Consider the following 23,035-nt stretch of genomic DNA (forward strand, 5'->3'; position numbering starts at 1 on the left):
AGGCCGTCTGAAATAGGGTTTTCAGACGGCCTGAGAGCTTTGCCAGTAGTTCATTTGGTCGAATATCGAATGGTATTTACATTCAATATTTTGTAAAGATTTTGTTTTTAATTGATTTCAAACGAATTATTCTATTCCTGCCCATTTATGCGTTTGTACGCTCAATTGCCAATGGACGAGTGCATCGGGTCGGCTGTTTAATACGCCGATTTGGCGGATGGTGTCGTAGATATTCATTGCACCGTCTTGTTCGCAGGGGGAAAGATAGTAATGTCGGGCGCGGATTTTGCGTTCCATCTCTTGGCAAAACGCAATGACATCGCCATCGGCGACAATGCGCACTTCGTCTGCTTTCTCGATGCAGCTTTTTTCGTATTTGGCGGAGTAACAGGCTTTGGGACTGGTGGCAACGTAGTCGATTTGCGGCGGCGCGGGGTTGAGGCCGTTTGTTTCGATACACAGAAAATAGCCTTCGGCTTTGAGTGTGTTGAGCAGGGTATCCAAATGCGGTTGGATGGTGGGTTCGCCGCCGGTAATGATGATGTTGCGCGCCGTGTAGGTTTTCAGACGGCCCAAAATATCGGACAGGCTCATCATGCCGAATTTGAGGTAGTCGGTATCGCACCAGTTGCACGCGAGATTGCATTTGCCCAGGCGGATGAAAACGGCGGGCATACCTGTGTTCCAGCCTTCGCCTTGCAGGCTTTCAAAGATTTCGACAATGCGGTATTGGGGATTGTTCGGAGTGATTTGAATGGTCATGAATGTCGGGTGTGCGGGATTTAATTGTTGTGGTGAAGCGTTTTGAGAAATCGGGTGAGGCAGCCATTCTTTCTGTTAGTTCGAGTGGAAAGAACGGCTGGTGTGTTTAAGCGTTAATGACGGCTGCGGCGGCCAAAAATGCCGGCAAGCCTTGTTTGAGCAAAATGCCTTTGTTGCCGGATGAAAACGCGCCCCATGCGGTGGCGATGAGGACAAAGCCGAGGAACAGGATGGTCGCGCCGTAAACCGCGTTGTCGGGTGCGGCAAAGCGCGCCCATACTAAGCCGATGGCGAGGAAACCGTTGTACAGGCCTTGGTTGGAAAACAGGGTTTGTACGCGCTTTTGTTCCATAAATTCGTAAGGCATGTTGAACAGCTCTGACGCTTTTTCGCTTGGGATTTGCGTCATTTCGAGCCAAGCGATGTAGAAGTGTTCGACAGCGACGAAGAGGACGAGGAGGGTGGAGATGATTTTCATGAAGATTCCTTTTGATGTTTAGCGGATGGGTGTGTTTGGGGAACAGGCCGTCTGAAAAATACAAAATGCCGGTTTATTCTCCTTCATATTCCGCACACGAAGTCGGCGTTTCCCATAATTTCACGCTGCACACTTTGACACCGGCGTTTTTCAGACGGCCATACATTTCTACGCTCATGTTTTCGGCGGTGGTGCGACAGGGCAGGCGCAGGGTTTTCATGTTCCAGCCTTCCAAAAGCGCGGCGATTTGGCTTTCGCGTTCGTTGTTGCCGTGATAGATGAAGGCATGGTCGAACGGGTCGGTAATGTGTTGTTTGACGATGGCTTTCAGGTCGGTAAAGTCCATCACCATGCCGTCTTTTGCGCCGCCTTGGATAACGGGCGCGGAGACGGTGATTTCGAGTTTGTAGGTGTGGCCGTGCAGGTTTTGGCACTTGCCGTCATGCCCGTCGAGCATGTGCGAGGAATCGAAGGTAAAGATTTTGGTGATTTTCATGAGATGAGGGAAGCCGATGAGGCCGTCTGAACAGTGTAAAACCTGTTTCAGACGGCCTTGGGATTATTGTTCGGAAGGGAGTTTGAGGAAATGCTCGCGATAATGGCGCATTTCTTCGATGCTTTCGAGGATGTCGTCCAATGCCTTGTGCGAACCGCGTTTGACCACGCTTTTGGCGACGGCCGGATTCCAGCGTTTGGCCAATTCTTTCAGCGTGGATACGTCTAAGTTGCGGTAGTGGAAATAGGCTTCCAAGCGCGGCATGTATTTGACCATGAAGCGGCGGTCTTGATGGATGGAGTTGCCACACATGGGCGTGGATTTCTCGGGTATCCATGCGGACATGAAGTCCAACAGGTTTTGCTCGACTTCGGCTTCGGTCAGTTTGGATTCGCGCACGCGTTGGGTCAGGCCGGTGCGGCCGTGGGTGGCGGTGTTCCACTCGTCCATGCCGTCGAGCAACTCATCGCTTTGATGGATAACGTAAACGTCCGATTGCGCCAGTACGTTCAAATCGGAGTCGGTAATGATCATGGCGACTTCGATAATGCGGTCGTGTTCCGGGTTGAGGCCGGTCATTTCCATATCGAGCCAGCAGAGATTGTTTGCGTTTTGTGTCATTTCAGACGGCCTTGTGTTTTCAGTTGGCAGTATTATAAAGGATAAAGGTTCGGGCCGTCTGAAAGCATTTGTAACAAGTTGTGCAATCTCTTGATATAATCGTCCGTTACACAAAAAATCACCGCCAAAAATCATGAACCCAAGCCCTTTGCTCGATATTATCGATACGCCTCAGGATTTGCGCCGTCTGGAGAAAAAACAGCTGCCGCAAGTCGCCGCCGAATTGCGCGAATTTCTGTTGGATTCCGTCGGTAAGACGGGCGGCCATTTCGCCAGTAACTTGGGCGCGGTCGAGCTGACGGTAGCGCTGCATTATGTGTACGATACGCCCGAAGACCATCTGGTCTGGGATGTCGGCCATCAAAGTTATCCGCACAAAATCCTCACCGGTCGCAAAAATCAAATGCACACCATGCGCCAATACGGCGGTTTGGCAGGTTTCCCGAAACGCAGCGAGTCGGAATACGACGCGTTCGGCGTGGGGCATTCTTCCACATCCATCGGCGCGGCATTGGGCATGGCCGTTGCGGACAAACAGTTGGGCAATAACCGCCGCAGCGTTGCCATCATCGGCGATGGAGCCATGACGGCGGGTCAGGCATTTGAAGCCCTGAACTGCGCAGGCGATATGGATGTCGATTTGCTGGTCATCCTCAACGACAATGAAATGTCGATTTCCCCCAATGTCGGCGCGCTGCCGAAATATCTCGCCAGTAACGTCGTGCGCGATATGCACGGCCTATTGAGCACCATCAAAGCCCAATCAAGCAAAGTGTTGGACAAATTGCCCGGCGCGATGGAGCTTGCCCAAAAAGTCGAAAACAAAATCAAAACCTTGGCAGGCGAAGCGGAACACGCCAAACAGTCGCTGTCTTTGTTTGAAAACTTTGGTTTCCGTTACACCGGCCCGGTGGACGGCCACAACGTTGAAAATCTGGTGGACGTATTAAAAGACTTGCGCGGCCGCAAAGGCCCTCAGTTGTTGCACGTCATCACCAAAAAAGGCAACGGCTACAAATTTGCCGAAAACGACCCTGTCAAATACCACGCTGTCGCCAAGCTGCCGAGCGAAGTGCCTGCCCCGGAAGTGAAACCTGCTGCGGCCAAACCGACTTATACGCAAGTATTCGGCCAATGGCTGTGCGACCAAGCGGCAGCGGACGAGCGTCTGGTTGCCATCACGCCTGCCATGCGCGAAGGCAGCGGCTTGGTTGAGTTTGAACAGCAATTCCCCGACCGCTATTTCGACGTCGGCATCGCCGAGCAACACGCCGTTACCTTTGCAGGCGGTTTGGCATGCGAAGGCATTAAGCCTGTCGTGGCGATTTATTCCACTTTCCTGCAACGCGCTTATGACCAGTTGGTACATGACGTTGCCTTGCAAAACCTGCCTGTTTTGTTCGCTATCGACCGCGCCGGTATTGTTGGTGCAGACGGCCCGACCCATGCCGGTTTATACGACTTGAGCTTTTTGCGTTGCGTGCCGAACATGATTATTGCCGCACCAAGCGACGAAAACGAATGCCGCCTGCTGCTCTCAACCTGCTATCAAGCAAACTCTCCGTCCGCAGTCCGTTATCCGCGCGGTACAGGCACGGGCGCAACCATTTCAGACGGCCTGGCAACCGTTGAAATAGGTAAAGGCATCATCCGTCGCGAAGGCAGTAAAATTGCCGTTATCGCCTTTGGCAGCATGGTTGCCCCATCATTGACCGCCGCCGATAATCTGAACGCGACCGTTGCCGATATGCGCTTTGTCAAACCGATAGATGAAGAGCTAATCGTCCGTCTCGCCCGAAGCCACGATTACATCGTTACCGTTGAAGAGAATGCTGAACCAGGAGGCGCAGGCAGCGCGGTGTTGGAAGTGTTGGCGAAACACGGCATTTGCAAACCGGTATTGCTGCTGGGTGTAGAAGACAAAGTTACCGAACACGGCGACCCGAAAAAACTCTTAGCCGATTTGGGGCTGAATGCCGAATCCGTTGAAAAACGGATTGCCGATTGGATAGAGGCCGTCTGAAAAATATTAAAACATCTCAATACATTGCGTAATTTATGGGAAAAAAATTAATCAGCATCAGTATGGTGCGCAACGAAAACGACGTTATCGAATCGTTTGTCCGTCATAATCTCGAGCTGATGGATGAAATGCACATCATCGATCATGGCAGCAGCGATGGCACAAGGGAAATCCTGATTCAATTGAAAGAAGAGGGTTTACCGGTATTTATCTATCAATATCAAGCGCTCAAGTTCAATCAAGACCAATTGGTAAACCTGCTTATGAAGCAGCTTGTAGCAAAAGATGAAGCGATAGATTTCGTTTTTCCGCTGGATGCGGACGAATTTATTTCATGTCCTAGCCGTACCATGCTGGAACAACTCTTGGATGTCATCGGTGAATACAAGATCGGCATGTATCTTTGGCGCGGCTATTTGCCGACATCGTTGCAATACAACCCTGATTTCACCACTCAATTTACCGAGCAACGCCTCGAAACGCTCTTTACCCCTAAAGTCATTATTCCCAGATGGGCTGCCGAATCTTGCAGCGTGATTATCGGCTGCCATTACATGTTGGATAAAGATGGCAACAAGGTTGAATCAACCCTGTTTCATTCGCCGAATTATCGAGGTTTACATTCCTGGTTTATCGAGCAGTTTTCCGCACAATTTGCAGAGACCGATTTGTTGTGGCTGGGGCATTTCCCAATCCGTTCCTTGAATCAGCACATCAAAAAAATCCTCGAAAAGTCCATCTTGATTGCCATTAAAGACGGAAGCAACGATATTGCCTGGGAAAACCAGTTGCGCGAATTGTTGGATAACGGCATGAAGATGGGCTTGAACGATTTACGGCTGTTGGCATACAGATACCGCGCCGGTTCTACAAGTTTGGAAGACACGCATTGTAGAGTCAGCCGTTACGAACCCTTGCGTAAAAAACCGCTGACGCTGAAATACACATCGCCGGAAGCAGGCGACCCTTTGATGATTGTCGGACATTTGGTCCTTGCATTGGCAAGCGGCGCGAAAGATTCCTCTTTAGGCCTTAAGGCCGTCTGAAAAACAGTCAGCCCGCACACACAATGATAGGAAAACCTTATGATCAGTATCTTTGATATTTTTAAAATCGGCATCGGTCCGTCCAGCTCGCACACCGTCGGCCCGATGAAGGCCGCGGCCGCTTTTGCTGATTTGCTGAATGCCGAAAACTTGGATACACAAGTGGCGCGCATTGTCATTGAAGTGTACGGCTCACTTGCTTTGACCGGTATCGGACACGGTACATTCGACGCATTATTGCTCGGTTTGGAAGGCAGCCTGCCGCACGATATCCCGCTTGCAGACATCCCTCAACGCTTGGAACGCATCCGCACGCAACACGTTTTAAAACTCAACGGCCGTGAAATGGCCTTCAATCCTGAAAAAGATTTGGATATCCGCGGCGACAAAGTGTTGCCCAAACATCCGAACGGTTTGAACTTTATCGCCTACCATTCAGACGGCCTGAAGCTGAAAGAGCAGATTTATTATTCGGTCGGTGGCGGTTTTATCGTAACAGACGAAGGGTTTGCACAAGAAGCGCAGGAAAATTCGGATGTGCCATATCCTTACAAAAACTGCGACGAGTTGCTGGCACAATGCCGTCTGAACCAGTTGAATATTTCCGAAGTCGTGTTGGCCAATGAAGCAGCGTTGGCAGGTTGCGATGAGGTGGAAGTGCGCCGCCGTGTGGCTGCCGTGGCCGATGTGATGGAAAACTGCATCAAGCGCGGCTTGGGTGCGGAAGGGCAGCTGCCGGGCGGCTTGAATGTCCGCCGCCGCGCGCCGCAATTGGCAGCCAAACTCAAAGTCCTGCGCGAGAGCGAAATCGTCAATACCCAACTTTGGCCGATGGTGTACGCTATGGCGGTCAATGAAGAAAACGCCGCCGGCGGCCGCGTTGTAACCGCACCGACCAACGGCGCGGCAGGCATTATTCCTGCCGTCTTGCACTATTTCCGCAAATTTAATCCGCACGCCAACCAATCGCGTGTCGAAGATTTCCTGCTGACTGCCGGTGCCATCGGTATTTTGTATAAAACCAACGCGTCTATTTCCGGCGCGGACGTCGGCTGCCAAGGCGAAGTCGGCGTAGCGTGTTCCATGGCGGCGGGCGCATACGCCGAAGTTATCGGCGGCACGCCCAAACAAGTGGAAAACGCCGCCGAAATGGCCATGGAACACCACTTGGGCCTGACCTGCGACCCTGTCGGCGGCTTGGTGCAAATCCCCTGTATCGAGCGCAACGGCATCGCCGCCGAAAAAGCCCTCAAGCTCGCCACCCTCGCGCTTTTGGAAGACGGCACAGATAAAAAAGTCTCACTTGATGAAGTGATTCAAACCATGCTGCAAACCGGCCGCGATATGAAGGCAACCTACAAAGAAACCTCACTCGCAGGCCTGGCTATCACCTTGCAGAAAAAAGCCATACCGGTATCCGTGCGCGTGGTGGAATGTTAGCAATAGGGTAGGGGATCTGCCCGATAAAAAAGGCCGTCTGAAAAACTTTCAGACGGCCTTTTTTGTATGGATCGAATAACTACCCGTTTTTTTGATAAGGGTTTTCCAGTCCGGCCATTAAGTCGCGGAAGTATTCGCGCAACTGTTTTTCGGAGCAACCCATCAGCAGCGCGTCTTCAAATGCGTCCTGCGCTATTTGGTACAGTTCGTTCAAGTTTTCGGTCATGACTTTGACTTTTTCGGTGCAGGAAACAATCTGACCGTCGTCGTCATACCATTTGGGCATTTGCGGCATTGCCATCGTGTACCTCAATTCAAGAAACGGGATGGATCGTTTTTCTTCACGCGGCGGGCAAAGGCGTATTTCGCGCTCCAATATTTGTGGCCGAGGCTGGTAATTTCGATACGTTTGCCCGTTCTCGGCGCGTGAATGAAATTGTTGTTGCCGATGTAAAGGCCGACGTGGGAAATACGGCCGCGACCCATGGTGCGGAAAAAGACCATGTCACCCGGCTGCAACTCGGAACGGTTCACGGCAACGCCCATTTGCGCCTGTTCGGCAGAGGTGCGCGGCAGGTTTACGCCCATGGCGCGTTTAAAGATGTGTTGCATGAAGCCGCTGCAGTCAAAGCCGGTAGAGGCTGATGTACCGCCGTAGCGGTAGGCTACGCCGAGCAAGCCCATGGCGCTGCCGATCAATTCGTCTGCATTGCCTGAGGGTGCGCGCGTATTGTTGCTTGGAGCGGAGTGTGTATTGACGGGGTGGACAGGGGTTGCCTGACGCGTATTGCCGTAAACGTTGGCGTTGTCGTTGAATTGGTTTAAAACACGCTGACGGGTGGTAATCAGGTTTTCCAAATCATCGGCGTAAGAAAAATTGACGCTCGCGAGCATGGCGACCGAAGTCCAAACTGCTGCGAGCCGGAGTAAAAAATTCATTATAAAAACTTCCGTTTCAGAAGGCATTCCCTGCCGATTGCAGGCACATTGCCGGTTTCTGAGATGTTATCCCGTATCATTCTCTTGTTATCTGCTTGATTGTATTCAAAAACCGTCTTTTTGGCAAAAAAACTGCTGTTATTTTGCGTTAAACCCTTGTTTCCAAACAAACTAGAAAAACATTAAACGCGGTTTCGCTTGATTTATCCTCCGCTGCAACCATATAAGCGGCATTCATTGATTTATTTTCAGAGACTGACATGACACAAAATCACAGCGATATCCGTACACGCTTTATCTTCGACGATATGCCTATCCGCGGTATGCACATCCGCCTCGAAAAGGTTTGGCACCACATCGTCAACCAAAAACATTATCCTGTCGCCATCCGTCGCGCATTGGGCGAATTGTTGGCCGCCGGTTCTTTATTGTCTGCCAACCTTAAAAACGAAGGCACGCTGATTGTTCAAGTTCAAGGTCAGGGCCGTCTGAAAATGTTGGTGGTGGAAGCGACTTCTGAAAATACTGTCCGTGCTACCGCGCGTTGGGACGAAACCGCTGAAATTCGTGATGATGAAAGCCTGACTGCGCTGTTGGGCGAAAACAGCGTGTTCGTTTTGACTCATCAGCCTAAAGATGCCGACCCATGGCAAGGTGTTGTCCCTCTGGAAGGCGACAGCATTGCGCAAATGTTGGTCAACTATATGAAACGTTCCGATCAGCTCGATACCTATATTACGCTTGCCGCCGACGACCAAGCAGCAGGTGCATTATTGCTGCAACGTCTGCCGGAAGAAGAATTGGATGATGCCGCTTGGGAACATGTGACCACGCTTGCGCAAACGCTTACTCCGCAAGAATTGACCGGTTTGGACGCTTATCACGCCCTTTACCGCCTTTACCATGAAACCCCGCCCCGCGTTTTTGAACCGGAAGCCATCGAGTTTGCCTGCACCTGCTCTCGCGGCAAAGTCAGTGATATGCTGTTGATGCTTGGCGGTCAGGAAGTCGGCGGCGTAGTGGCAGAACAAGGCAGCATTCAAATCGATTGCGATTTCTGCCATAGCAAGTATGTGTTTGATGAAACCGATGTCAACGCTTTGTTTGGCGCAGATGTGGTGAATGCCGTCCGTCAAGAAAATGAACGTTTGCAGTAAGCTGGGGATAAAAGTTTCTTAAGGAAATTGGCTTAATAGAAGGGCAGGTGCAAAACCTGCCCTTTCTTTTTGGAAAACTGAATATCATCAATAGAAAATGCCGTCTGAAAAAAAGCGTGGCTGATTTCAGACGGCATGATTGTTTTAAACGATGCGTTTAATGTTTAAAGATTATTTCCAAACCAACAAAGCGTGGTTGCGTTTGCCGCGGCGGACGATGGTGTATTTGCCGAAACGTTTGTGTTCGTCGGTCAGCATGTAGGCATCGTCAGGTTTTTCAGCGGCATGGTTCGGATTGTTGGCTTCAGCAGGTTTACCGTTGAGCAAAACCGCTTTGCTGTTTACAAAACCGCGCGCTTCTTTGTTGGAAGATGCCAAACCGGTTTTCACCAAAGTCTCAACCACGTTGAGGCTCTCGGAAACTTCAAAAGTCGGCAAGCCGTCGAGTGCCAGCTGCTCGAAGTCGCTTTCGGTGAGATGGCTTTGGTCTTCGGCAAACAGGCTTTCTGAAATACGTTGGGCGGCGGCAAGGGCTTCTTCGCCGTGAATCAGGCGGGTCATTTCTTCGGCGAGAATGCGTTGCGCTTCTGGCTTGGTACCGCTGGCTTTGTCTTTGGCTTCGATGGCATCGATTTCTTCGATAGACAGGAAGGTAAAGTATTTCAGGAATTTATACACATCGGCATCGGCCACTTTCAGCCAGAATTGGTAGAACTGATACGGAGAAGTTTTCTTCGCGTTCAGCCATACCGCGCCGCCTTCGGTTTTGCCGAATTTGGTGCCGTCGGATTTGGTTACCAAAGGCAGAGTCAGGCCGAATACTTGTTTTTGGTGCAGACGGCGGGTCAAGTCGATACCGGCAGTGATGTTGCCCCATTGGTCGGAACCGCCGATTTCCAAAACCGCGCCATGACGTTTGTTCAATTCGGCAAAGTCGTAGCCTTGCAGTAGGGAATAGGCGAACTCAGTAAAGGAAATACCCACATCGTCGCGCTCGATACGCTGTTTGACGGATTCTTTATTCAGCATGGCATTGACGGAGAAATGCTTGCCGATGTCGCGCAGGAAGTCGAGGCAGTTCATGCTGCCGAACCAGTCGGCGTTATTGGCCATAATGGCTGCGTTAGCGCCGTCAAAGCTTAAGAAAGGGGTCAGTTGGTTGCGGATGCTTTCAACCCAGCCGGCAACGGTTTCGGCAGAATTTAAGCTGCGTTCGGCGGCTTTAAAACTTGGGTCGCCGATCATGCCGGTCGCACCGCCCACCAAAGCAATCGGCGTATGGCCGGCTTGTTGGAAACGGCGCAATGCCAATACAGGCAGCAAGTGGCCGATGTGCAGGCTGTCGGCTGTCGGGTCAAAACCGCAATAGAGGGAAATTTTTTGTTCGTTTAGCAAAGCGTCTAAGGCTTCGATGTCGGTAGTTTGCGCGATTAAGCCACGCGATTGTAGGTCTTTGATGACGCTCATTGTTATCTTCCAAAAAAATTAGCAGTTTTACAAACTGCTAATTGTAACAAATTTCATCGGATGAATGGCTATGGCTTACTGAAGAAGCGTGTGTTTTTCAGAAAAACGCTTGGCCAGTTCTCTGCCGCCGTAAGGGTTGATGTGGTCTCTATCGGAATAAACCGGCAATCCGTTGATTTTGAAGTTCTCCGGAATATAGGCAGTGGCATCGATAATGTGCACATTGGCATATTTTTCTGCCAATTCTTTGATGCGTTCATTTCCTTTTGAAGTGACTGTTTCATCAATGGCAAGATTTTGACTAAATCCCGGTATGCGGTAAGACAGAATATAGGCACGCAAGCCGTTGTATGACAGATTAGGGTTGTCTATCATCAGGTAAACCGCTTGTTTTTCCGAAGAAAGTTTTTGCAACATAAGGTCGAATTTTTTGAAAAAATCGGCATCGTAAGCAAGGGAGTGGCTGTTTTCAGGCATTTGGCTACCCCAGCGCATGGCCAAAAGCACTTTTGAGTATTGGGGCAGATGCTCTTTGGCATACTGATAAACGGCACGGCAGGAGGCGTTTTTCTTGAATACGGGTGCGGCATAATCTTCTACATAGGCACAACTGTCCGCAGAAACCATCGTTGCCGACCAGTTTTCTTTTTTGCCGACGGTATCAAAAAACGTTTTATATTGGTCGGCATGCGAATCGCCTAGAATTAGTAATTCCGGCTGTTTGTCTGTATCGCCCCAAATACACTGTTTGTCGGTATTGTTGTGACAAGAAGTGTAGGAACGTGCCAATCCCATACGGTCGTATTGCTGCATAAACGGGAGCTTCATGGCAAGAAAAGGCGTAATGGCCAAAACAAGCATGGGGACGGCATAAACCCATGTCACAGATTGGGCAAAAGAGCCTTTCCAGTTTTTAAACGGCTTCTCGACAAAATAATAAGAAAGCAGGGAGAGTGCAAACATTAAGACAATCGCGGCTGCAGTCGAATAAGAAGGCAGATTGTTTGAACCGATGTATCTCATAAAAGCCAATACAGGCCAATGCCACAGATACAGTGAATAGGAAATCAAGCCTATACCGACAGTAATCTTCCATTGGAAAAATTTTTTCAGCCGGTGTTCAAATTGATTGAAATAAATGAATGCGGCGGCGGCCAAACAAGGAATGATGGCGGCTGGCCCTGGGAAATAGGCGGTTTTTTCCGTATAGGTAAACAGGCAGGCAAACAGTACGCATACGGAAACTAATGCGCCTGCCGCTGCATATTGTTTGCCGGTATCCAGTCCTTGTTGTTGCCGGTATTGCATCCACACTGCCGTCAACGAGCCGATCAGCATTTCGCAGGCGCGCAGATGGGGAAGGTAATATTTATCCAGCGCAGTCGGTATAAAAGAAGCCAAAATACTGAATACGCATAGCGTGATGAGGAAGGCAAACTGGGTGCGCCAGCTTTTGCGGACAACCAGCAACAGCAATATCGGGAAGACGAAATAATATTGTTCTTCGACCGATAAAGACCAAATGTGAAGCAAAGGTTTTTCTTCTTGTATGGGGTCGAAATAGCCCTGACCCTTTGCAAAAAAGATATTGGAGATGAATCCCAAGGTGGACAGAGCTGTCCTCCATAAAAGGAAGAAATCATCTTTGGTGAATAAAAGAAAGCCGCATACCAGCGTTACCGTCAAGACGGTAAAAAATGCGGGCAGTATCCGCTTGATACGGCGGATGTAAAATTTTTTGAACGAGAAAATCCCACTGCTCATTTCACGATGAATAATCATCGTGATCAGAAAGCCGGAAATGACAAAAAAGATATCAACACCAAGAAAGCCGCCAGGCAGCCAGTTTTTTTCAATATGGAAAACGACAACGGATAGAACAGCAACGGCACGCAATGTATCAATATCTGGGCGGTAAGATAAAACTTTGCTCATAATATTTTGATTTTAATTAGTTTATTTTAATGGCGCCGTCTGAAAAGTGATTCCTGCCGAGAATGGCAGTATTTCGGAGGTCGGCCATCGTTTGTCAGTACTGGGCAGTTTGTTTGCCTTCTTAGAATGATTGCTGGGGATATGCGTTTGAATAGTAATAGATTAGAGTAGGAAAATAGTTAATAGTTTCAATACAATGTTTAATATGTTGTTTTTATAATGAATCAATACGATGTGGTATTGTTTAATTGTTTATTGTCATATCAATGGTATTGTTATTGATGATGTAACCTTGCGTTATTTTTAGGTGAGGCGTAGGTAAGAAACGAGAGATTTTAAGCAAGAAAAATTACGGGCTATACCCGCATTTATTATGGAGATAATGTCTTGTTTTGTTGATATTTCAAGACATGAGGCCGTCTGAAAATAAATTCAGACGGCCTTAATCTTAGAAAAGGCCGTCTGAAAAAGCGTTACGCTGGGTTTATACGTTAAACAGGAAGTGCATCACATCGCCGTCTTGTACGACGTATTCTTTGCCTTCCACACGCATTTTGCCTGCTTCTTTGGCTTTGGCTTCGCCACCTAAAGCGATGAAATCTTCGTAGGCGATAACTTGGGCACGGATGAAGCCGCGTTCAAAGTCGGTGTGAATCACGCCGGCGGCTTGTGGCGCGGTGTCGCCTTTGTGTATGGTCCAAGCGCGTACTTCTTTGACACCGGCGGTGAAGTAGGTTTGCAGGCCCAAGAGGTCGTAGCCGGCACGAATCAGGCGGTTCAGGCCCGGTTCTTCCAAGCCCATTTCGGCGAGGAATTCGGCTTTTTCGTCGTCTTCCAATTCAGCGATTTCGCTTTCCATCGCGGCGCAAACGGCCACAACCGGCGCGTTTTCTTTTGCAGCCAATTCTTTCAGGCGGTCGAGGTGCGGGTTGTTTTCAAAACCGTCTTCGGCAACGTTGCCGACGTACATGGCAGGTTTGGCAGTCAGCAGGAACAGCGGTTTGAGCATGGCAAGTTCTTCTGCGTCCAAACCGAAGGAGCGTACAGGCTTGCCTTCGTCCAGATGTGGCAGCAGTTTTTTGCATAGATCGACCAGTTTTTGCGCGTCTTTATCGCCTGAACGAGCGCGTTTTTCTTCGCGGACGATGGCTTTTTCGACGCTGGCCAAGTCGGCTAGTGCCAACTCAGTGCCGATGGTTTCGATGTCGGCAATCGGATCGACTTTGCCTGCGACATGGACGATGTTGTCGTCGTCAAAGCAACGTACGACGTTAACAATCGCGTCAGTCTCGCGGATGTTGGCAAGAAACTGGTTGCCCAAACCTTCACCTTTGCTCGCACCTGCAACCAAACCGGCAATATCGACAAATTCGACGATGGCGGGCTGCATTTTTTGCGGATTGACGATTTTTGCCAATTCGGCCATACGCGGATCGGGGACTTCAACGATGCCGACGTTGGGTTCGATGGTACAGAAAGGATAGTTTGCCGCTTCGATACCCGATTGGGTCAGCGCGTTAAAGAGGGTAGATTTGCCGACGTTGGGCAAACCGACGATGCCGCATTTCAAGCTCATGGTTTTTCCTGAAAAGATAAAAGTTTAACGGCGGATTATAGCATATTGTGGAGGTACTCAAAACAGCTGCAATGCTGGTGTGTTCTTATAATAAAAGGCCGTCTGAAAAAAGAGGGGCAGGCATTCAGCTTATTGTGCTTCCGAAGAATGAGAAAATGAATAAAGCCGTTAAATAAAACAATTTTTCGGACAGGAGGCTTAAGATTAGACCTGAAAGAATGCCCAGTACCCAATAAATCATCTGACGGTGTTTCGGGTTGGATGCGGTACGTAACATTTTGAAATACAAAACCAGACAGCCAAACATGCAGATTGTTTGAAACAGAATGAGGGGGAGGCTGTCAATGGCTTCGGAAATCGAACCATAAAGGATGATTGTCCCTATGCGTATGCATAAATAAATTAAAGCCGAGCCTGCCGCCGAATGCCCAAAAGGGACGGGCGTGTCGGATGAGTCGGGTGTTTGGTGGGGCTGAAGCCTGCCGAATAACAAGATAAATACAATGTCAAACATATTGATAGTTGCCTTGGCGTAAGATGTTTTCGTTTTTCAGACGGCCTTCAGGGTGTCTGAAAGCTTATTGTGCGGCGTATGGGGTAGTGCCGCGGTAAGGGATGTCAGTAGGTCGACCATCCATCATGCTGAAGCGGTTGCCATACTTAAGTGAACACTTTGAATTAGCAGAGGGTTATCTGCTATTGCCCGCAATGGTTTGAAATACAGGGTAAGTTAAATGAATAGGGTAAGAGTGGCAAGCAGGTTGAGAAACGGTATGGGGTTTCGTGGGTAAAGTCTTTGCCACGGTTCGCAGTTAGTTTAAAGGCCGTCTGAAAACTGTTTCAGACGGCCTTTTTTCCGTACTGCCTTAACCGGTATTACGCAAACCTTGCGCTACGCCGTTGATGGTCAAGTGAACCATCAGCAGGGCGTGAGGATTGTCGGGCTCTTTGCGCAGGCGTTTGAGCATGGCGACTTGCAGGCCGTTGAGGGCGTTCAGGTATGGAATCCTCAAGGCAAGCGAACGGGCGAGGCTGCGGTTGTCGCGCAGGAGCTCTTCGGTTTGCAGCAGGTCGAGCAGTGCTTTGCGGCTGCGTTGGTATTCTTCCTTGATCATGCCGAAGATGACTTTTGCTTTATCGGGCGATTCGCTCAAGCCGGCATAGTTTTCCGCCAAGGTGATGTCGGTTTTCGCCATCACTTGTTCCATGTTGGAGAGCATGGCTTGGAAGAACGGGTTGCTTTGGGCATGTTCGCGCAGGGCGGCCAGTGTGTCGGGATTACCTTCGCACAAGGTTTCCACTGCGCTGCCGAAACCGTACCAAGCAGGCAGCATGAGGCGGTTTTGCATCCATGAGAATACCCACGGAATCGCGCGCAAGTCCTGAATCCGTGCCAAGGTTTTGCGGCTGGCGGGACGGCTGCCGAGGTTGAGGGTGGCGATTTCCTGAATCGGGCTGGTTTGCAGGAAGTAGTCGATGAAGTCGGGGTGGGTAATCAGTTCGCGGTAGTATTTGAACGATACGTCCGACAAATCCTGCATCAGTTTGGCATCAGGGTCTTTTTTGTCCGGCAGGATGCTGGCTTCCAAAGTCGCGGCAACCAAGGTTTCCAAGTTGCGTTGGGCATTGCCCGGGTCGGCGTATTTGGCGGTAATGACTTCGCCTTGCTCGGTAATGCGGATTTGTCCGGCAACACTGCCTGCAGGTTGCGCCAAGATGGCTTGGTAAGAAGGGCCGCCGCCGCGACCTACACTGCCGCCGCGGCCGTGGAACAGGCGCATGCGGACATCGTATTTTTTGAAGAGTTCGACCAAGCCCAACTCTGCCTGATACAGACACCATGAGCTGGTAACGTAGCCGCCGTCTTTGTTGGAGTCGGAGTAGCCGAGCATGATTTCTTGGATGTTGCCGCGGCTTTCGAGCAGGGCATCATACCAGTCGAGGCGGAACATGGTTTCCATGACCGGACAGGCGTTTTCGAGTGCTTCGATGGTTTCAAACAGAGGCACGATGTTGATGCGGCTGCGCGGTTTGCCGTTTTCAACCGTCAACAGGCCGCTTTCTTTCAGCAGCAATGCCAAGGCGAGCAGGTCGCTGGGTTGTTCGCAGTTGGAAATAATGCTTTGTGTAACGGCATCTTCACCGAATTCGTCTTTGATTTTGCGCGCTTCGTTGAAAATTGCCAGTTCGTGACGGGTATGGTCGCTGTATGTGATGAACGGGCTGTACAGCGGACGTTGATGGCTCAACTCGCGCAACAGGGCGGTTTGTTTTTGCTCTTCGTTCAGGCTGTTGTAGTCTTCCAAGCCTGCGTGTTGGAAAAGCTCGGCAACCACATCGGCGTGTTTGCCTGCGTGTTGGCGCAGGTCGAGCGGCATCATGTGGAAGCCGAACACGGACACGCTGCGGATAATGTCGGCCAGACGGCCTTCTGCCAGCAGTTGGCTGCCGTTTTCGTGGAGCGAGCGTTGCAGTTTTTTCAGGTCGTTGAGGAACTCTTCGACAGTAGCATAAGGTTCGAGGAAGCCGAATTTGCAACCCATGCCCAAACCGAGTGAGCGTGCCTTGCCCATGGCGCGTGCCATGATGTAGGCGATGGCGCGGCGGTAGGGTTCTTCGGTGCGGGCGATTTCTTCGTCAGGCGAGAGGGCGGCCAGTGCCATTACGTCGTCGTTGACTTTGACGCGGCGGATGGAGAGCGGCAATTCGCGGTAGAGGTTGTCGAGTTCGCCGCGATAGAAACGGAACACTGCGTCGGCATGCCGTCTGAACGCAAAACGCAAGGTTTCGGCAGAAACGAACGGGTTGCCGTCGCGGTCGCCGCCGATCCAGCCGCCGATTTTGAGGATATTCGGAACGCGGACGCCGGGATAGGCCGTCTGAAAATCGCGTTCCATTGTGCGGTAGAGCTTGGGCAGGGCTTCAAAGAAGCTCATTGGGAAAATGGATACACCGTTGTTAATTTCGTCGTTGACGCTAAGTTTGTGGCGGCGCGTTTCGCTGGTTTGCCACAGGCCTAAAAGGACAGTGTCGATTTCGCGGCGCAACTGAGCCAGTGCATCAGGATTGGTACAGCGTTCGCGTTGCGGCAGCAGCGCGCGGATGCGGCGGTTGAAGCTCAAGACGGTTTGGCGTTGCACTTCGGTCGGGTGCGCGGTCAAAACGGCGGTAACGACTGTGTTGTCCAGTTGTTGTTGCACCGCTTTGCCGTTGATTTTTCCGGCTTTGAGCTTGCGCACGGTTTCCGTCAGGCTGCCTTCGGCGCTGTTGTGTCCGGCCTCTTCGTGGATTTGGCGGCGGCGTTCGTGGTGCACGTCTTCGGCGATGTTCAAAATCTGTGCGAACAGGCCGCAGGCCAGGGTTAAATCGTGGGTTTGTTGTTCGTCCAATTGCGGCAACACCTTTTCAATCAAGGCGGCGCTGTCGTCTGAAGTCGATAATAACTTAACGGTTTCGACCACCAAAGGCGACGCTTCCTCATGCAGCAGATTGAAAAGAGACTGTTTTAAAAATTCCGCATCCGCTGCCAGAGCGGCATCTTTTGGATTATTTAAGATATGCAGTTGCATGATTTTTCTCTTATTTAAATGTTAATTTGGGTTTGTCCCGAATCCATTGTATAGCAAATTTTTGTAAACTGCCAATGCTGCCGTCCGATACATTTCAAACCAGAAAACAGCCGTTCGTATCCGCCGCGTGGCCGCTGTCTGTAAAATGCCGTAAAATATTGACTGTCAAAACAGAGGCGAGAAACCCATGATTGAATTTCCCAACCAGCCCGATTTTCCTGAACAACACACCGCCGTCGCCGTCGGCACCGTCAACATGAGCCAGCAGGCGATACGGGTGTTGATAGAGAATGCCACCGAAAAGGCAAGTATCCTGACTATCGCCCGCGTTGCCGCCATTCAGAGCATCAAACAGACCGCCAACCTGATTCCGCTACACCTGCCCGGCCGTTTCATCGGCGTGCAGGTTGATTTCGATATTAACGTTGAGCTGGCTTGCCTGAAGGCCACGCTGACCGTCCAAGCGAACAGCAACGGCAGCATTGCCACCGAAGCCCTGACCGGCCTCAATTTGGCGCTCTTGAGCGTTTACGACATGATGAAAGACGTTGACCGCAATATGATGCTCAGCGGCATCCGCCTCGAATCCGAAACCAGCAGCGAAGGCCGTCCTTTCCTGTTTGACAACGCCTACGAAAATATTAATTTCTAAACCACTCAGGCCGTCTGAACGTTGGGTTTCAGACGGCCTTATTGTTATGATGAACGATCAACAACTTTTGCGGTTCAGCCGCCATATCCTGCTTGATGAAATTGGTATCGAAGGTCAAGAAAAACTCTTGACCGCCCATGTGCTCGTTGTCGGTTGCGGCGGGCTGGGTGCGGCGGCCTTACCGTATCTTGCCGCTGCCGGTATCGGCAGCCTGACAATTGCCGATGCCGATACCATTGATGAGACCAATCTTCAACGCCAAATCACGTTTACTGAGGCTGATATCGGCAAAAACAAGGCTTTGGTCATGCAAGGCCGTCTGAAACAGATCAACAGCCAAACACACATTACAGCCATTGCCGAATTTCTCGATGAGGCTAAGCTTGTCGAATTGGCAAACGCAGCCGACATCATCCTTGATTGTTCCGACAATTATCCCACACGCCAGGCGGTCAACCGCGCCGCCGTTGCCACGCGCACGCCTTTGGTTTCCGCCGCGGCCGTCGGCTTTGACGGACAAATCGCCGTGTACCGCCCCGACCTTCCCGATACGCCTTGTTATGCCTGCCTGTTTGACGGAGAACAAGCCAGCGATGGCGCTTGTGCATTATTCGGCGTTTTTTCGCCCTTGGTCGGCGTTATCGGAACGACCCAAGCCGCCGAAGCGCTCAAAGTACTGATCGGTATCGGTGCGCCGTCGCACGGCAAACTTTCTACCTATAACGCATTGAGCGGAAAATGGCAGCAATACGGGGTGAGACGTAATCCCGAATGCCCGGTTTGCGGCGGCCGTTAAAGACAAAAAGCAGGGTAGGGGTTTCGACATTGCCTAAGCCAATCCGCTAGAGTAATCATACTTGTCTTTCATTAAACTTGAAGGGAGGCGTTTCTTCCCTTTTCAGACGGCCTGTGGCACGATATGATTCAATGATTAATAAATTTTTTGAGGCCGTCTGAAAAAGGATAAGGAGAAACCGGCTTAATGAATATTATTCGTGCCTTATTGGTGGTATTGGGTTGCTTGGCTTTGGGCGAGGCAACCGTTTGGATTTTGGGGTTGAAACTGCCGGGCAGTATTGTCGGCATGGGTTTGCTGTTTGCCGCGCTTCAGGCCGGCTGGGTCAAATTGTCTTGGGTGGGAGAGCTGGCAGACATTTTGATGGCAAACCTGACTTTGTTTTTGGTGCCGCCTTGCGTGGCTGTCATCAGCTATTTGGATGTGATTGCAAATGACTGGTTTTCGATTTTGACGGCCACAATCGGCAGTACGATCTGCGTATTGTTGGTGACCGGCAAAGTGCATGAGTGGGTCAGGAGGTGGATGTGATGAACATAGACGGGCTGTTGCGCATGCCCTCGGTCATGTTGTTCCTGACTTTGGCCGTGTATGCTTTGGCGGTGCAGATTCGGGCGCGCACGGGGAATGTGCTGTGTAATCCGGTATTGATCAGCACGCTGGTGTTGATGGGGTATTTGAAGGTATTTGCCATCGATTACGAGCTGTACCATTCTGCTTCGCACTTTATTGATTTTTGGTTGAAACCGGCAGTCGTGTTGCTGGCGGTGCCGCTTTATCGAAATTGGGACCGTATCCGCAGCCAGTGGTTGCCGGTGGTGTTGTCACAGTTGGCGGGCAGCGTGACAGGCATTGTTACAGGCGTGTATTTTGCCAAATGGCTGGGCGCTTCGCGCGAAGTGATTCTGTCGCTGGCTTCCAAATCGGTGACCAACCCGATTGCGATCGAAATCACGGCGTCTATCGGCGGTATTCCGGCGATTACGGCGGCAACGGTGATTATTGCCGGACTTTTTGGACAGATGGCCGGATATAAAGTGTTGAAAGGGACGTTGTATATGCCTTCTTCAGTGGGAATGTCTTTGGGTACGGCCTCACATGCGATGGGTATTGCGGCGTCTTTGGAATACGGCCGCCGTATGGCCGCATATGCCGGCTTGGGCTTGACGCTCAACGGCGTATTGACGGCGGTATTGGTGCCTATCTTGATTCCCTTATTGGGCGTATAGCGTTTAGGCCGTCTGAAAATAGTGTAAACAGGAGAAAATGATATGGCTGTAAATTTGACTGAAAAACGTGCAGACGAATTGTTGGAAATCGACGGCATCCGTCTGTTTACAGGTCGTGCCGGCATCAAGCAACAAGACCGCGACGATTTGACGCTGATGGTGTTGGGCGGCGGACATACGGTGGGCGCGGTGTTTACGCAAAACCGTTTCTGCGCCGCGCCGGTGCATATCGCCAAGTCGCATCTGTTTGACCAAGACGGCGTGTGTGCCTTAGTTATCAATACGGGCAATGCCAATGCGGGTACCGGCGCACAAGGCCGTCTGGACGCGATTAAAGTGTGCGCGGCGGCGGCGGAACAGGTCGGCTGCCAATCCAATCAAATCATGCCGTTTTCGACCGGCGTGATTTTGGAGCCGCTGCCTGTGGATAAAATTGTGGCCGCTTTGCCGCAAGTGCGCCCTGCATTCTGGTCGGATGCGGCTCGTGCCATCATGACGACGGATACTGTACCGAAAGCCGCTTCACGCACAGGCTTGGTCGGCGAAAAACACACAGTCCGCGCTACCGGTATCGCCAAAGGTTCGGGCATGATTCATCCGAATATGGCGACCATGTTGTCGTTTATCGCCACTGATGCCAAAGTGTCCCAACCGATTTTGCAGCTGATGACCCAAGAAATCGCAGATGAAAGTTTCAATACGATTACCGTGGACGGCGATACCAGTACCAACGACAGCTTTGTCATTATGGCGACAGGCCGTTGCGGTCAGAGCGAAATCGACAATACCGCCGATCCGCGCTATGCGCAGCTCAAAGCCTTGCTTGGTTCGCTGGCTTTGGAGTTGGCACAGGCGATTGTCCGTGATGGCGAGGGTGCGACCAAGTTCATCACGGTTGAAGTGCAAAATGCGAAAAACCGCGAAGAGGCACGCAAAGTGGCTTATGCCGTCGCCCATTCGCCTTTGGTAAAAACTGCTTTCTTTGCCTCCGACCCGAACTTGGGCCGTCTGCTGGCAGCTGTCGGCTATGCCGGTATTGAAGACTTGGACGTCGATGCTTTGAAAATGTGGCTGGATGACGTGTTGGTGGCTGAAAACGGCGGCCGCGCGGAAAGCTATACCGAAGAAGCAGGACAAGCGGTGATGAACCGTCCGGAAATCACTGTTCGCATTGATTTGCAACGCGGCGATACGACGGCGGCCGTCTATACCTGCGATTTGTCGCACGAATATGTGTCGATTAACGCGGATTACCGTTCTTAAAAACCTTTATCCTTGTTTTCAGACGGCCTTTGAGAAAAGTATCAAGGCCGTCTGAACACATTGACTGCGTGTTTATGATGAAATTTCCCCAAACTTGGGCGGCGCGCCTCGCCCATAAAATCCGCCAAACCAAACGCCTGTCCAAAAAGAGCATTGCCTTTCTGTTTTTGCTGGCAGGATCGGCACTGGTTGCCCTGACGGCTTTGATGTTTGCGTACTTGGCGGATTTGGCTTTGGAATGGAACGCTTTGTTGGTGGGAAAATATCCGTGGTTTGCGTGGGTGGCTTTGCCGCTGGGTTTGCCGCTTTTGGCGTGGTTTACGCGCAGATTTGCGCCGTACACTTCCGGCAGCGGTATTCCGCAGGTCATCGCCTCTTTGTCTTTGCCGTATGGCGCGCAGAAAACCCGTCTGATTCGTTTGGGCGAAACCTTTTTTAAGATTCCGCTGACGTTTTTGGGCATGATTTTGGGGGCGTCAATCGGCAGGGAAGGGCCGTCTGTACAAGTGGGTGCGGCGGTCATGAACGCTTGGGGCGCGTGGTGTAAAAAGCACGGGCTGGCATTTAGGGGCATGCAGGAAAACGATTTGATTGCCGCAGGTGCGGCCGGCGGTTTGGCGGCGGCGTTTAACGCGCCTTTGGCCGGTGTGGTCTTTGCCATCGAAGAATTGGGGCGCGGCGTGATTTTGCGTTGGGAACGCCAAATCCTGATGGGCGTGTTGGCGGCCGGTTTCATTCAAGTGGCGATACAGGGCAACAACCCGTATTTCTCAGGTTTTCAAGGACATGAGCTGCCAAACATGCTGATGTGGGCCGCGGTGTCGGGCATCGTCTGCGGCGTGGCCGGCGGATTGTTCGGCAGCTTTTTGTATCGCGGCGCGGCGGCATTCGCACCGGTGCGCTGGCGCAGTTTCATCCGCCGTCATTTGTTGGTAGTCGCCTTTGTAATGGGCATTTTGCTGGCGCTGCTCGGTACGTTTTATCAAGGCAAAACCTATGGCACGGGCTATCACGAAGCCGCAGCCGCACTCAAAGGCGCGTATGAAGCACCAATCGGCTTGGCCGCCGCAAAATGGGCGGCAACCGTGTTCAGCTACTGGGCAGGCATTCCCGGCGGCATCTTCACGCCGTCGTTAACCATTGGCGCGATGATAGGCGAACACATGGCTTCTTTCGCACAACTGGGCGACGCGTCCAATGTCGCGGTTTTGCTCTGCATGGCCGCATTCCTTGCCGCCGCAACCCAATCGCCGTTGACCGCCGCCGTAGTGGTAATGGAAATGACGGGCGGACAGAATTTGCTGTTTTGGATGCTGCTGACGTGCATCTTCGCTTCGCAAGTCTCGCGCCAATTCTCGCCGCATCCGTTTTACCATGCCGCAGGTTTGCGCTTCAGACGGCATATCGAAGCCGAAAGCGGACATGTTCCGCATGAGAAAAAAGAATAGATAGGCATATAAAAGGCCGAGACCTTTGCAAAATTCCTTTCCCCCAACAGCCGAAATCCAAACATAGGTTTTCGTCTATTTCCGCTCCTAATTACTCCTGATTTTACCCAAATATCCCCTTAATTCCCCTTGGATACC

At 51.1% G+C, this 23,035-nt stretch carries 21 protein-coding genes; 10 read left to right on the plus strand and 11 right to left on the minus strand.

The window, feature by feature from the left end; translation table 11 throughout:
- Nucleotides 1-126 precede the first annotated feature (126 nt).
- The 4 genes from ACTHTU_RS05255 to orn form a co-directional block, all read right to left on the minus strand.
- Nucleotides 127-762: a 7-carboxy-7-deazaguanine synthase QueE gene (locus tag ACTHTU_RS05255; protein ID WP_440361966.1), complete on the minus strand. Its 636-nt coding sequence runs from the start codon at nt 760-762 to the stop codon at nt 127-129.
- Nucleotides 763-868: 106 nt separating this feature from the next.
- A complete protein-coding gene (locus ACTHTU_RS05260; protein ID WP_440361967.1) occupies nt 869-1,240 on the minus strand; it encodes a DUF1304 domain-containing protein in 372 nt (123 codons plus the stop codon).
- A 73-nt stretch (nt 1,241-1,313) separates the two neighbouring features.
- Nucleotides 1,314-1,736, minus strand: coding sequence for a 6-carboxytetrahydropterin synthase QueD (gene queD, locus ACTHTU_RS05265; protein WP_003748900.1), 423 nt, complete (start codon nt 1,734-1,736; stop codon nt 1,314-1,316).
- 63 nt (nt 1,737-1,799) lie between these two features.
- A complete protein-coding gene (gene orn, locus ACTHTU_RS05270; protein ID WP_039862353.1) occupies nt 1,800-2,357 on the minus strand; it encodes an oligoribonuclease in 558 nt (185 codons plus the stop codon).
- Nucleotides 2,358-2,490: 133 nt separating this feature from the next.
- On the opposite strand from orn, the gene dxs reads away from it, so the two are divergent.
- Genes dxs through ACTHTU_RS05285 form a run of 3 tightly spaced genes read left to right on the plus strand, consistent with a single transcriptional unit; the run spans nt 2,491 to nt 6,866 of the window.
- Nucleotides 2,491-4,380 (plus strand): 1-deoxy-D-xylulose-5-phosphate synthase, encoded by a 1,890-nt coding sequence (gene dxs, locus ACTHTU_RS05275; protein WP_440361968.1) that lies wholly within the window; start codon nt 2,491-2,493, stop codon nt 4,378-4,380.
- 35 nt (nt 4,381-4,415) lie between these two features.
- On the plus strand, nt 4,416-5,426 hold the full coding sequence (locus ACTHTU_RS05280) for a glycosyltransferase family 2 protein (RefSeq protein WP_440361969.1): 1,011 nt from the start codon (nt 4,416-4,418) through the stop codon (nt 5,424-5,426).
- 39 nt (nt 5,427-5,465) lie between these two features.
- Nucleotides 5,466-6,866 (plus strand): L-serine ammonia-lyase, encoded by a 1,401-nt coding sequence (locus ACTHTU_RS05285; RefSeq protein WP_440361970.1) that lies wholly within the window; start codon nt 5,466-5,468, stop codon nt 6,864-6,866.
- A 79-nt stretch (nt 6,867-6,945) separates the two neighbouring features.
- Here ACTHTU_RS05285 and ACTHTU_RS05290 read toward each other — a convergent pair whose 3' ends face one another.
- The gene (locus tag ACTHTU_RS05290) at nt 6,946-7,167 is read right to left on the minus strand and encodes a hypothetical protein (protein ID WP_004519529.1); all 222 of its coding nucleotides are present in this window, start codon (nt 7,165-7,167) and stop codon (nt 6,946-6,948) included.
- Between the two features lie 8 nt (nt 7,168-7,175).
- Nucleotides 7,176-7,805 carry a C40 family peptidase gene (locus ACTHTU_RS05295; protein ID WP_107724063.1) on the minus strand — a complete coding sequence of 210 codons (630 nt, stop codon included), beginning with the start codon at nt 7,803-7,805 and terminating at the stop codon, nt 7,176-7,178.
- 260 nt (nt 7,806-8,065) lie between these two features.
- On the opposite strand from ACTHTU_RS05295, the gene hslO reads away from it, so the two are divergent.
- Nucleotides 8,066-8,962, plus strand: coding sequence for an Hsp33 family molecular chaperone HslO (gene hslO / locus ACTHTU_RS05300; RefSeq protein ID WP_440361971.1), 897 nt, complete (start codon nt 8,066-8,068; stop codon nt 8,960-8,962).
- A gap of 171 nt (nt 8,963-9,133) precedes the next feature.
- On the opposite strand, the gene tyrS is transcribed toward hslO, so the two are convergent.
- The 5 genes from tyrS to ppc form a co-directional block, all read right to left on the minus strand.
- Complete coding sequence (tyrS, locus tag ACTHTU_RS05305) at nt 9,134-10,429, minus strand: tyrosine--tRNA ligase (protein ID WP_440361972.1); 1,296 nt, start codon at nt 10,427-10,429, stop codon at nt 9,134-9,136.
- A 75-nt stretch (nt 10,430-10,504) separates the two neighbouring features.
- Entirely contained in the window at nt 10,505-12,364 is a 1,860-nt protein-coding gene (locus ACTHTU_RS05310) for an acyltransferase family protein (protein WP_440361973.1), read from the minus strand.
- Nucleotides 12,365-12,848: 484 nt separating this feature from the next.
- Nucleotides 12,849-13,940, minus strand: a complete 1,092-nt coding sequence (gene ychF, locus ACTHTU_RS05315; RefSeq protein WP_440361974.1) for a redox-regulated ATPase YchF — start codon at nt 13,938-13,940, stop codon at nt 12,849-12,851.
- 124 nt (nt 13,941-14,064) lie between these two features.
- Nucleotides 14,065-14,454 carry a hypothetical protein gene (locus ACTHTU_RS05320; protein WP_440361975.1) on the minus strand — a complete coding sequence of 130 codons (390 nt, stop codon included), beginning with the start codon at nt 14,452-14,454 and terminating at the stop codon, nt 14,065-14,067.
- A gap of 352 nt (nt 14,455-14,806) precedes the next feature.
- Nucleotides 14,807-17,509 carry a phosphoenolpyruvate carboxylase gene (gene ppc / locus ACTHTU_RS05325; RefSeq protein ID WP_440361976.1) on the minus strand — a complete coding sequence of 901 codons (2,703 nt, stop codon included), beginning with the start codon at nt 17,507-17,509 and terminating at the stop codon, nt 14,807-14,809.
- A gap of 187 nt (nt 17,510-17,696) precedes the next feature.
- Between ppc and ACTHTU_RS05330 the strand changes: the two genes are divergently transcribed.
- From ACTHTU_RS05330 to ACTHTU_RS05355, 6 genes are all read left to right on the plus strand, one after another.
- On the plus strand, nt 17,697-18,161 hold the full coding sequence (locus ACTHTU_RS05330) for a cyclic pyranopterin monophosphate synthase MoaC (RefSeq protein ID WP_070584779.1): 465 nt from the start codon (nt 17,697-17,699) through the stop codon (nt 18,159-18,161).
- Between the two features lie 49 nt (nt 18,162-18,210).
- Nucleotides 18,211-18,957: a HesA/MoeB/ThiF family protein gene (locus ACTHTU_RS05335; protein ID WP_440361984.1), complete on the plus strand. Its 747-nt coding sequence runs from the start codon at nt 18,211-18,213 to the stop codon at nt 18,955-18,957.
- Between the two features lie 186 nt (nt 18,958-19,143).
- Nucleotides 19,144-19,488 carry a CidA/LrgA family protein gene (locus ACTHTU_RS05340; RefSeq protein ID WP_296184930.1) on the plus strand — a complete coding sequence of 115 codons (345 nt, stop codon included), beginning with the start codon at nt 19,144-19,146 and terminating at the stop codon, nt 19,486-19,488.
- The gene (locus tag ACTHTU_RS05345) at nt 19,488-20,186 is read left to right on the plus strand and encodes an LrgB family protein (protein ID WP_070460368.1); all 699 of its coding nucleotides are present in this window, start codon (nt 19,488-19,490) and stop codon (nt 20,184-20,186) included. Before ACTHTU_RS05340 ends, ACTHTU_RS05345 begins: the two co-directional genes overlap by 1 nt.
- Before the next feature lie 42 nt (nt 20,187-20,228).
- Nucleotides 20,229-21,449: a bifunctional glutamate N-acetyltransferase/amino-acid acetyltransferase ArgJ gene (gene argJ, locus ACTHTU_RS05350; RefSeq protein WP_063076667.1), complete on the plus strand. Its 1,221-nt coding sequence runs from the start codon at nt 20,229-20,231 to the stop codon at nt 21,447-21,449.
- Between the two features lie 77 nt (nt 21,450-21,526).
- Nucleotides 21,527-22,897 carry a chloride channel protein gene (locus tag ACTHTU_RS05355; RefSeq protein ID WP_440361985.1) on the plus strand — a complete coding sequence of 457 codons (1,371 nt, stop codon included), beginning with the start codon at nt 21,527-21,529 and terminating at the stop codon, nt 22,895-22,897.
- The last annotated feature ends 138 nt before the right edge of the window (nt 22,898-23,035 follow it).

The organism is Neisseria sp. P0020.S005, assembly GCF_051957055.1.
Classification (GTDB): Bacteria; Pseudomonadota; Gammaproteobacteria; order Burkholderiales; family Neisseriaceae; genus Neisseria; species Neisseria subflava_A.

Bases quoted from the DNA above. Each gene is read 5' to 3' on its own strand.
- ACTHTU_RS05255 (WP_440361966.1), bottom strand. From the start codon at position 762: ATGACCATTCAAATCACTCCGAACAATCCCCAATACCGCATTGTCGAA.
- ACTHTU_RS05260 (WP_440361967.1), bottom strand. From the start codon at position 1,240: ATGAAAATCATCTCCACCCTCCTCGTCCTCTTCGTCGCTGTCGAACAC.
- queD (WP_003748900.1), bottom strand. From the start codon at position 1,736: ATGAAAATCACCAAAATCTTTACCTTCGATTCCTCGCACATGCTCGAC.
- orn (WP_039862353.1), bottom strand. From the start codon at position 2,357: ATGACACAAAACGCAAACAATCTCTGCTGGCTCGATATGGAAATGACC.
- dxs (WP_440361968.1), top strand. From the start codon at position 2,491: ATGAACCCAAGCCCTTTGCTCGATATTATCGATACGCCTCAGGATTTG.
- ACTHTU_RS05280 (WP_440361969.1), top strand. From the start codon at position 4,416: ATGGGAAAAAAATTAATCAGCATCAGTATGGTGCGCAACGAAAACGAC.
- ACTHTU_RS05285 (WP_440361970.1), top strand. From the start codon at position 5,466: ATGATCAGTATCTTTGATATTTTTAAAATCGGCATCGGTCCGTCCAGC.
- ACTHTU_RS05290 (WP_004519529.1), bottom strand. From the start codon at position 7,167: ATGGCAATGCCGCAAATGCCCAAATGGTATGACGACGACGGTCAGATT.
- ACTHTU_RS05295 (WP_107724063.1), bottom strand. From the start codon at position 7,805: ATGAATTTTTTACTCCGGCTCGCAGCAGTTTGGACTTCGGTCGCCATG.
- hslO (WP_440361971.1), top strand. From the start codon at position 8,066: ATGACACAAAATCACAGCGATATCCGTACACGCTTTATCTTCGACGAT.
- tyrS (WP_440361972.1), bottom strand. From the start codon at position 10,429: ATGAGCGTCATCAAAGACCTACAATCGCGTGGCTTAATCGCGCAAACT.
- ACTHTU_RS05310 (WP_440361973.1), bottom strand. From the start codon at position 12,364: ATGAGCAAAGTTTTATCTTACCGCCCAGATATTGATACATTGCGTGCC.
- ychF (WP_440361974.1), bottom strand. From the start codon at position 13,940: ATGAGCTTGAAATGCGGCATCGTCGGTTTGCCCAACGTCGGCAAATCT.
- ACTHTU_RS05320 (WP_440361975.1), bottom strand. From the start codon at position 14,454: ATGTTTGACATTGTATTTATCTTGTTATTCGGCAGGCTTCAGCCCCAC.
- ppc (WP_440361976.1), bottom strand. From the start codon at position 17,509: ATGCAACTGCATATCTTAAATAATCCAAAAGATGCCGCTCTGGCAGCG.
- ACTHTU_RS05330 (WP_070584779.1), top strand. From the start codon at position 17,697: ATGATTGAATTTCCCAACCAGCCCGATTTTCCTGAACAACACACCGCC.
- ACTHTU_RS05335 (WP_440361984.1), top strand. From the start codon at position 18,211: ATGAACGATCAACAACTTTTGCGGTTCAGCCGCCATATCCTGCTTGAT.
- ACTHTU_RS05340 (WP_296184930.1), top strand. From the start codon at position 19,144: ATGAATATTATTCGTGCCTTATTGGTGGTATTGGGTTGCTTGGCTTTG.
- ACTHTU_RS05345 (WP_070460368.1), top strand. From the start codon at position 19,488: ATGAACATAGACGGGCTGTTGCGCATGCCCTCGGTCATGTTGTTCCTG.
- argJ (WP_063076667.1), top strand. From the start codon at position 20,229: ATGGCTGTAAATTTGACTGAAAAACGTGCAGACGAATTGTTGGAAATC.
- ACTHTU_RS05355 (WP_440361985.1), top strand. From the start codon at position 21,527: ATGAAATTTCCCCAAACTTGGGCGGCGCGCCTCGCCCATAAAATCCGC.